This is a genomic window from Streptomyces sp. NPDC046900 (genome assembly GCF_040644975.1).
GTDB lineage: Bacteria > Actinomycetota > Actinomycetes > Streptomycetales > Streptomycetaceae > Streptomyces.
The window spans coordinates 1-8,353 of record NZ_JBEYXD010000169.1 but is presented as its reverse complement, the minus strand read 5'-3'; the positions used below and the strand labels follow the sequence as shown (position 1 = coordinate 8,353).

Here is an 8,353-nt window from a genome sequence, read left to right as displayed (position 1 = left end):
TCGCCGCCCTCGGCCTCGACGTCACCGTCACCCCGCGAGAGGGAGCCGCTCGACCTGCACCGACGCGCATCAGCTCAGGTCATTTTCAAGAGAGCAGGAGTCAGTCTTGTACCCGATCCTGGTCAACTGGCGCATCCCGAACGGTGGTGGATGCACTGGTCTCCCGCGTTCGCGCCGCGTGGCGACACGGATCGTGTCCGTGCGACATGGTCTTTCGTCACTCAGGTCAGCAACGGGTGAGCATCACCCGTCAGCGCCGACGACCAGGTCGCCGCGTCTGCGCCACTGACGCTCAGATGACGAAGTTCAACTGACACTCCCCCGCAGACCATCAGAGTGGGACGTGGAGCCGGAGGCCGTGCGCCTCGCGACTCCGGCGGAGCGCCTGAGCGCAGCGACGGCGTACGCCAACGCGCGCAGGCGGGGCGAGGTTCCTTGAAGCAGTGGATCCGGGGACCCTGCAGCGGTGCGTGTGGCATGACGTAGTGTGCGGGCCCATGGCCTTGTGGAGCTTGACGAGATGGAGAAGGCCGCGGGCAGAGCGCCGGTACCCCGACCCGCTCACGATGCACCAGCTGTGGATGGTGTCGCTGAGCGCGCCGGTCAACTGGGACCGGGATGCCTCGCGGACCACCCTGTACCCGTTCACCCGGATCGACGACGACGCGGCCAGGCAGTGGCTGGCCGGCCAGTGGGAGATCACCTCGCGTGAGAAGCTGATCGGCCGGCTCGACGGGCTGGCGCGCACCGGCTACCGGGCGCGGGTCCACCGGCTCCTCGGCGTCGCGCCACTGGCCTGGGACGCGGCCCTGTACGTCGACATCACCCGCCGCGGCTTCGGCGGCGGGATGATCAGCGAGGCCGAGGCCTGGACCGCGCTGAAGAACATCGTGCCGACGGTCGTGAGGACGTACGCCTCCTGGCACGAGTACGCCGACCACTACCTGCTCGGGCGCAAGGTCTGGCGGGACGGGCTGCAGGGCCGGTCGGAGGCGAACCTTCCCGCCCCGCATGCCATTGCCGAGGCACATCTGCGCGCGCTGCTCGACCCGGCGAACCGGGCCAGCCCCTGGAAACTGGCACCGTGGGATGCCATCAGCAACCCCGACCACGCGCGCTGACTCCGTACGCGAGAATGGGTCCATGAGTCTGTTCCGCGACGACGGCATGGTGCTGCGCACCCAGAAGCTGGGTGAGACGGAACGGATCACCACGCTGGCGGTCGGCGTGAGAAGGGCAGGACGCGGTGTCACTGACCGCGTGCACGCTCACCGCGACCTGGCAGTTGGCCCGCTTGCCCAGCGCACCGCAGTACTGGCGGGCCACCCCGACCGACATCCGGCCGTCCTTGGGGACACACGTCATCGACCGCCCAGGCATCCGGGCTGATCAGCGGCACGATCCGTTCCGTGATCCGCCGCAGTACCGGTACCGGGTCCCAGGGAGACTGGTTCACGAACTGTTGCAGGTTGTGCTCGTTGCCGTCCGGCAGCCGCTCGGCCATCGGCTCGACTTGCGTCCCCCATCCAGCATCAAACCCCGTAGGCAACAGTCCCCCTTCGCCCGATGATCCTTCCGAGACACCGAAGCGAACACGTCCGCCACGAATCCTGCTAACTCGGCCCGTAAATCCGCGACTTGCCGCATATCATCTATCCACAGTGCCTCGCACACCACGACCCGGCAAACAGACCTAACGGAGCACTACTGTCCGGCCGATCACGGTTGTGGGCGGTCCGGCATGATGCCGGGGTGAGCATCATCGTCGAGTTCTTCGCGGCTCCGGATGACGCGTCAGCGGCTCTGGCTCTTCAGACCGGGCCGCGACGCGCATTCGAGTCGCTCTCCTTCGGCAACTTCGATCCCGAAGAAGCTGTGCTCGAATGGGAGTGCCTGCTTGCCGGCGGCAGCTTCGAAAAACTCGTCGAAGCTGGTGAGCCTCGTCTCGTCGGTGGCCAGGACGATGACGGGTGTGTCGTCTTCGCGATCTCGCCTCGTCTGTCCGTCGCACTCGCCGAGGCCCAGCGGTCCGAGTTGAAGGATGCCGCTGTCGCGTGGTCCTTGCAGCGGGCGGAGGATGGCGAGGTCCTCGACACGGAGATCGCCGAAGTGATCCTGAGTGATCTGGCCACTCTCGTCAGCGGCGCCCGACGCCAAGGCCAAGACGTTTACTGTTCGGTCGCATAGGAGTTCACGCTCGGAGCCAGATCGCGACGGACGCCGCGTAGTGCCGTGGCCTGGTGGGGACCGATGCCGTGGAGGGCTTCCACGGGCAGCGGTCCCAGCCACTCGGTGACGTAAGCGGGGTCGATGGCGAGGACGCCCCCGGCCGGGCCGATCTGGCCGGAGACCGTGGCCGCCACGGCGATCGATGGACCGATGCCGACGCGCCCATCTACGCCGAGGCGGGAGAGTGTGCGCACCCGCAGCACCTTCACCAGCCCGCGGGCATCGGCCCCGTGACAGCGCAGGGCACTCTTCCGCTCCACCAGAGCCGCAGACGGAGGCAGGGCCTGGACGACCGGAGAGAGCTCTGCGAGCTGCTCCAGGACCTGCCGGTAGGCCTCTTCCGGCAGACGGTCGGGCATCGCACATGCACCACCGTCGACACCTCGTGTGCCGTCGCGTCCCAGGGTATGCGGCCACCTCCCGCACCCCAATTTATCGAACAGGAATTTGAATGCGCGGAGACCGCAGTAGAAGGATCTGTCGCCCGACCTGGCGTGCCCAACGCTTTGCGCGTCGGGCACGCCCTGTGGCTGGCACGCATCGACCGCAAGCTCGCCGCCTTCCCGCAACGGGCAGGCCGAAGCAGGAAGCGGCCGCACGAACCGGCCCCGGCCACAGCGGATCGCTGCATCCCGCAGGGTCAGGGGCAGGCCTCGCCGCCTGGCGGGTTGCCCCGTTGACGGCTCTCACCCATCGCCCGTGTGGGCATCCTGCGCATCACGACGGCCTTATTCCTTGCTGAAGGCGCCGGGGTAAGGGTTGAAGCATCGGAACGCGTCACGGCCGCACCCGGATCCCGGGTGGGTGCGGCCCCATATGAGCGGTCCGTCCGGGTGATGCGGTCAGTTCTCCGAGGGGATGCGGGCGGCGATCTCCCGCGCCGGCCGGTCCGCCTCGGCGGACATCGGCCCGCCGTCCTGGGCAACCGTCACCAGCAGGCGCAGCAGCTCGTGCGCCTCCTCAAGGGAGAGCAGGGCCCCGCGCTCGGTCGTGTACTCGACGGGAGCGATGTCGATCTCATCGAGGTCGACGTGGTCATCATCGTCCACACCTGGGCAACGCGGCCGGATTCCAACCGGTCACGCGCCAGCCGTGACGAGAACAGCCGCGGCCGGCGAGGGCACCGGTCGGGGCTGACGAGCGAAGTGTGGTCGTGAAGGGCGGTCGCCTACGCGGCGAAAGGCTCCATGAGGCTTCAGCCGAACGATCGTCCTCATGGGCAATAGGTGAGGCCCGGGGACACTGTCCCCTTCACCACCACGCTCCCTGTAACCACTGGTGCCCGGCAAATGTTCCCCTTCCACTGCAGGTCCGTCGGCACAGTGTGCGTGTGGACGGACCTTCGCCCCAGCTCGGGGATTACGGAGCGGAAGTCGCGTCTGTCTTCCGCGCTCTCAGGGTCCTGCCGCATGGCTTCCTTACGACCCTCTACCCTGCTGTGGGCGAAGCCGCCAGTGAGCGGCAGGAGTCCGGCAGTGACCTGAATGCCTGTGCAGACCGCGAACCTCGACTTGATGTAGATCGCCGCGACCGGAGCCAAGGTGCCGCTGCACCGCCACATCGACAAGGACAAGCAGGACAAGAACCGCTCCAAATCCATCAGCGAGTGCAAGAAGGTCTCGGGCGATTACTCCGGCAGCGGCCTGGAATGCGACGAATACCCCTTCGCCTCCACGAAGGAGGCTCCGCCGAGGGTGACAACCGCTTCTCCGTCCGGCTCATCGACGGCAAGGACAACCGCAAGGGCGGCCTACGCCTGGATGAGATGTACATCCTCAACCGGGTCCTGGACGGCGCCCCTTCTACGTGAAGATCACCCACGAACAGGAAGGCCCCAGGCCATGGCCCTTCTCGCCGAGCACCACGTCACCGCCACCCCCGGCCGCCGCGTCGTGGAGGTCTACGACGCCGACGCCTACCTCGGCGACGAAGCCGCCCTGGACGCCGCAGAGCAACTGGTGGTAGCCGGAAACGGCTACCACCTGTACCTCCTCAGTCTCCAACCCGACATCCCCGTCCAGGTCACCCTCCGCACCTGGGACACCCCACCCGCCCCGCCCGCTGACACCGAAGGCCACACCCGCGTCAGCATCGAATCCGAAACCGGCACCCTCTCATCGGCCAACTCGACCGCCCACCCGCCGCCGAGATCACCCTGCCCGCCCCGGCGTCTACGAAGGTCACGCCTGGTGGACCAACCGCCAAGCAGCCGCCGACAACTCACTCTGCAGGACACCCCAGACATCACCACGTGCGCCGCCCCTGAAGCTCACCTCGAACAAAAGACATCACTCAAGAGACACAACAGGCTTAACTCTTACGTACTATCTCTATGCCGGGCTATTTGCAGCAGTGACCGCCACTGCCTTCAGACACCAGCTCGCGCCCACACGCGTGGCGCTCTGCGCCTGCACCAAAGATCTGGCACACCCAGCCAGGAACACTGAGAAAGGCAACACCATGTCGGAGAGCACAACGGCAACCACCGGGCTGACGTCGCAGTACACCGCCCAGGTGACCAGCGACCTCGAACGCAACGCCAAGGAGCAGGAACGCATCAGCACGGACATCGCCGCACTGCAGGAGCAGCTGGCCGCCCTGCAACACGACCACAGCGTGCTGGTCAACGTGCAGCAGGTACTTGGTGTATCGCCCACGCCGTTGCAGCCTGCGGCCGCACCAGACAGCTCCACCGTGCCCGCTCCCCGCAACAAGAAGACCGCTGGTGAGCCCGGCGCCGCTAAGCGGACGCGGGCGAAGAAGGCTACCGACACTGGCACGGCAGCCCAGAAGTCGGCTGCGAAGAAGCCCGCGAGCAAGACCGGAGCTCCAAAGGGTGTCCTGCCCACGCTGGTCGAACTCGTCCGCAGCCACCTCACCGAACAGAGCGACCCGCGCTCCGCGGCGGACGTCGCCACCGCTCTCGACACGGCCCATCCCGAGCGTGGCATCAAGACCACCGTCGTACGCACCACCCTCGAGAACCTCGTAGCCAAGAACAAGGCCCAGCGCACCAAGCAGGGCAGCTCCGTCTACTACACCGCCCCCACCCCGGCGGAGCAGACGGCCGCAGAGATCCCGGACGAGGCGCAGGCCGAGTAAGCCGAGGGGCAGCGTGCAGCCGCGTCAGGCAAGTGATCAGATGTGCCTCTGAACGATCTCTGCTCGCCGGCTGCTCGCCCCATCAGTTCCCGTCCTGATCTGATCGGCCGGCTGCGGCATTGGATTTGTAGTGCCGAGGAGGCTGCCGTCTCCGGCTGACCGCAAGGCACCGTGCAGGTTCGTCGGGGACTATTCCCGACATGTTCTGGTCTGCTGTTGCTATCCGTCGACGGCCGTGCCCAGTTTCCAGCTGGAGCATCGGTTCCACACGGACTGTGGTCGAGCGCTTCAGCCTGCCCGTCTGACGCTCCGTGCCGCGCTGGCGACTTCGCGGAACTGCGGGAATCGCTGGGCCTTTGGGTCCAACACGTCGATCAAGGCGATGAGTTTCTCTTGGAGTTCGGCAAGTCGGGGCACGGCCGGTCCGGTGTTCCCTGCCAGTCACCTGCTTGCGTCAGCCAACTCAAAGGGATGGCGAGTGCCGAGGGTATCCCGACTCCTCAGCGCTCGGGGTGTCCCTGAGCCCGTGCCCGGCTTCCATCCATGTGTGTCGGGATGGGCGCGGCAACATCCGTGGACGGCCGACGGATGGCCCGGCGCGAAGGCTCACTCCTGGTCTCGGGCGACGCGGGCCGGACGACAGCTGAAGCACTCAAGTGGCTGGCTGAATGCGACTGAGCGCGCCAGTGTCGACGGCGCCTGAATCGGGTTCAGGCACGGATTCCGTGAAGCCGATCAAGGGGCCGTTGCGGTCTGTGCTCGATGGCCGAAACTTGCTCGGATGGCTGTGCTGGGCAGACTCAGGCAGGACAGAATGCTCAGCATGACGACTTGAAGAGCACCGGCCAGGCGCCGGCCGAAGTGGCTCAAGGTCGGGGACGGCTGGTCCGTCCTCGAAGGTGAACGCTGGATCTGCGCCACATGCGCAACGCCGGTCCGCTCATACACCTACCGCTTTCATCTACCCGAGTCCTCCTCGTTCGAGCGCTGCATCGGGTTCGCCTGGTGCTCGAGGTGCAGGATCTACTCCGGGAATATGGTTCACGTCCCGCGGAAGCGTGTTCTGGTCGACGCGCTCGCCTCCCTTCCCCGTGAGGAACGCGAGCGGCTGCTGCATTCGGAAACGGGAGTGATCGAGTTCCTGGAAAGCCAGGACCGAGGCAAAGGGTAGGTCTCACCGGGCAGGCACCCTGCCAAAGTAGGATGATTGTCACCAACGGCCGTCGCTGACCTGCGGCTTCGGCATGGCGAAGTACGGCAGTTCTCACCAGGTCGGCGTGCTACTTGTCACCAGCAGCACGGAAAGCATTTCTGTTGTCACCGGCTCCGGCGCTCCATCGGCCACCTGAGCTGCACGGCGTCCGTATCCGGCTCCCCTGTGTGCCTTGTTCGGCAGGCCGCTTATCAGGATCGCCGCCGACGGGGCGCCGTCACGCGCGGCACCGAGCCCCGGAGACCGGGTCCCGGACCGGCCGCCACCACGGCTCTTGACCTGAAGCGCGCTCCAGATCCGAGCATGGAGGGCATGAACACCACCAACCCCATATCGTCCTCGGGACGATGGACTTCGGCACCCGCGTCGACCCGGACCGGGCCTTCGCGATCCTCGACTCCTTCGTCGCCGGCGGCGGTGTCTGGCTCGACACCGCGAACTGCTACTCCTTCTGGGCCGACCTCAGTGGCACCGGCGGCGCGAGCGAGCGCCTCATCGGCGCGTGGCTGCGGGCCCGCCCGGGCATGCGCGACGCGGTGCGGATCGCGACCAAGGTCCGGCAGAACCGGCTGGTCCCGCACTCCTGGCCGGAAAGCGCCGAAGGGTTGTCCGCCCGCGCCGTCCGCGTCGGAGTGGAGGAGAGCCTGGAGCGGCCCGGCGTCGATCACGTGGACCTGCTCTGGGCCCACGCCAAGGACCGCACCGTGCCGCCGGAGGAGACGGTCGGCGCCTTCGGCGAGCTGGTCACCAAGGAGGTGGCCCTGCGCGTCGGGCCGGCAAACCATGCCGCCTGGCGCGTCGAGCGTGCCCGGTCACTCGCGCGGGAGCAGGGCGTGGAGCCCTGGACGGCCCTACAGTTGCGCCACTCGCTTGTCCAGTCGCGCCCGCTCACCCCCGTCGCGGAGGCTGGCCACCGCATGCTCACCGCCGAGGACCTGGACCTCGCGCGGTCGGAGGGACTCTCCGTGTGGTCGTACAGTTCGGTGATGTGGGGTTCGTATGTGCGCGCGGACAAGCCGCTGCCGGAAACCTATGATCATCCCGGGACCGCCCGGGTGCTCGCGGTCCTGGAGGAGGTCGCCGGCGAGCTCTCAGTCACGCCGAACCAGGTTGTCCTCGCATGGCTGATGCGGCAGGGCATCGACCCTTTCGTCGGCGCGAGCCGGATGGAGCAGATCGAGCAGGCACTCGCCGCACGCCGTGCGCGGCTCAGCGACGAGCATCTGGCGCGCTTCGCCGAAGCGCGGTAGCGGCGGTTACCAAGGAGCTCCATGACCACCCTCCCCCCGGCAGCGGCCGCCGACCGCACCGGCGTCTCCATCGACACGCTGCGCTACTACGAACGCGAAGGGCTCATCGGCCCGATCCGGCGTACCGCCGGCGGGCGCACGGAGTACACCGAGGACGACCTCTTCTGGATCGGCCTGGTCACGTGCTTCCGCGAGGCCAGCTTGGGCATCGCGGACCTGCGCGGATTCGTCGCCATCCTGCGCGCCGAACACCCTCCGCAGGACCGGGTAGCCTTCCTCCGCGATCGCCGTACGGTCCTCGAGCAGCAGGTGGCGGCGCTGCACCGGGCCATGGAGGTCCTTGACGAGAAGATCGCCTACTACAGCTGAGCGCCCAGAGTGCCGCACTCAGCTCGCACCCTGCCCACCACACGTCGCGGACATACGGACGCTCCCCCCTACTACCGGACCCTCAAGCCGCGGGGGGACGCCCCCCGCGAGCAGCGGGGGGTCCGGTCGCACCCAGCCGGGGGGGTGGTGGGGGGGGGTGCTGTGGAGTTTGGCGGTGGGTTGTTTTATC

General features: G+C 67.4%; 9 protein-coding genes and 3 pseudogenes. 8 read left to right on the top strand and 4 right to left on the bottom strand.

All coding sequences use genetic code 11. From position 1 onward, the window contains the following. Positions 1-497 precede the first annotated feature (497 nt). Together ABZ904_RS49600 and ABZ904_RS49595 are read left to right on the top strand one after the other, a co-directional pair. Positions 498-1,121, top strand: a complete 624-nt coding sequence (locus tag ABZ904_RS49600; RefSeq protein WP_361005152.1) for a DUF1266 domain-containing protein — start codon at positions 498-500, stop codon at positions 1,119-1,121. A gap of 22 nt (positions 1,122-1,143) precedes the next feature. After that, positions 1,144-1,218 (top strand): annotated as a pseudogene (locus tag ABZ904_RS49595) (DNA repair protein RecO); the annotation flags it as partial. Between the two features lie 15 nt (positions 1,219-1,233). Here the strand turns inward: ABZ904_RS49595 and ABZ904_RS49590 are convergent. Next, positions 1,234-1,647 (bottom strand): annotated as a pseudogene (locus tag ABZ904_RS49590) (transposase); the annotation flags it as partial. 105 nt (positions 1,648-1,752) lie between these two features. Here ABZ904_RS49590 and ABZ904_RS49585 point away from each other — a divergent pair. Further along, positions 1,753-2,187 carry a hypothetical protein gene (locus ABZ904_RS49585; RefSeq protein ID WP_361005149.1) on the top strand — a complete coding sequence of 145 codons (435 nt, stop codon included), beginning with the start codon at positions 1,753-1,755 and terminating at the stop codon, positions 2,185-2,187. On the opposite strand, the gene ABZ904_RS49580 is transcribed toward ABZ904_RS49585, so the two are convergent. Continuing rightward, entirely contained in the window at positions 2,169-2,588 is a 420-nt protein-coding gene (locus ABZ904_RS49580) for a hypothetical protein (protein ID WP_361005146.1), read from the bottom strand. The two genes, ABZ904_RS49585 and ABZ904_RS49580, sit on opposite strands and share 19 nt — an antisense overlap. 483 nt (positions 2,589-3,071) lie before the next feature. Next, entirely contained in the window at positions 3,072-3,278 is a 207-nt protein-coding gene (locus ABZ904_RS49575; protein WP_359410838.1) for a DUF6417 family protein, read from the bottom strand. A gap of 492 nt (positions 3,279-3,770) precedes the next feature. On the opposite strand from ABZ904_RS49575, the pseudogene ABZ904_RS49570 reads away from it, so the two are divergent. Next, positions 3,771-3,854: pseudogene (locus ABZ904_RS49570) on the top strand (hypothetical protein); the annotation flags it as partial. A gap of 23 nt (positions 3,855-3,877) precedes the next feature. Continuing rightward, positions 3,878-4,039 (top strand): hypothetical protein, encoded by a 162-nt coding sequence (locus ABZ904_RS49565; protein WP_359410849.1) that lies wholly within the window; start codon positions 3,878-3,880, stop codon positions 4,037-4,039. Here ABZ904_RS49565 and ABZ904_RS49560 read toward each other — a convergent pair. Further along, on the bottom strand, positions 4,032-4,211 hold the full coding sequence (locus ABZ904_RS49560; protein WP_361830772.1) for a hypothetical protein: 180 nt from the start codon (positions 4,209-4,211) through the stop codon (positions 4,032-4,034). The genes ABZ904_RS49565 and ABZ904_RS49560 overlap by 8 nt on opposite strands. Positions 4,212-4,689: 478 nt before the next feature. Between ABZ904_RS49560 and ABZ904_RS49555 the strand changes: the two genes are divergently transcribed. From ABZ904_RS49555 to ABZ904_RS49545, 3 genes are all read left to right on the top strand, one after another. After that, entirely contained in the window at positions 4,690-5,331 is a 642-nt protein-coding gene (locus ABZ904_RS49555) for a hypothetical protein (RefSeq protein ID WP_361830767.1), read from the top strand. 1,560 nt (positions 5,332-6,891) lie between these two features. Further along, positions 6,892-7,794: an aldo/keto reductase gene (locus tag ABZ904_RS49550; protein WP_361830764.1), complete on the top strand. Its 903-nt coding sequence runs from the start codon at positions 6,892-6,894 to the stop codon at positions 7,792-7,794. Positions 7,795-7,815: 21 nt separating this feature from the next. Next, positions 7,816-8,163, top strand: coding sequence for a MerR family transcriptional regulator (locus ABZ904_RS49545; RefSeq protein ID WP_359410847.1), 348 nt, complete (start codon positions 7,816-7,818; stop codon positions 8,161-8,163). The last annotated feature ends 190 nt before the right edge of the window (positions 8,164-8,353 follow it).

What these genes read in the sequence shown, in the direction of transcription:
- ABZ904_RS49600 (WP_361005152.1), top strand. Translation starts at nt 498, where the DNA reads ATGGCCTTGTGGAGCTTGACGAGATGGAGAAGGCCGCGGGCAGAGCGC.
- ABZ904_RS49580 (WP_361005146.1), bottom strand. Translation starts at nt 2,588, where the DNA reads ATGCCCGACCGTCTGCCGGAAGAGGCCTACCGGCAGGTCCTGGAGCAG.
- ABZ904_RS49565 (WP_359410849.1), top strand. Translation starts at nt 3,878, where the DNA reads ATGCGACGAATACCCCTTCGCCTCCACGAAGGAGGCTCCGCCGAGGGT.
- ABZ904_RS49555 (WP_361830767.1), top strand. Translation starts at nt 4,690, where the DNA reads ATGTCGGAGAGCACAACGGCAACCACCGGGCTGACGTCGCAGTACACC.
- ABZ904_RS49550 (WP_361830764.1), top strand. Translation starts at nt 6,892, where the DNA reads ATGGACTTCGGCACCCGCGTCGACCCGGACCGGGCCTTCGCGATCCTC.
- ABZ904_RS49545 (WP_359410847.1), top strand. Translation starts at nt 7,816, where the DNA reads ATGACCACCCTCCCCCCGGCAGCGGCCGCCGACCGCACCGGCGTCTCC.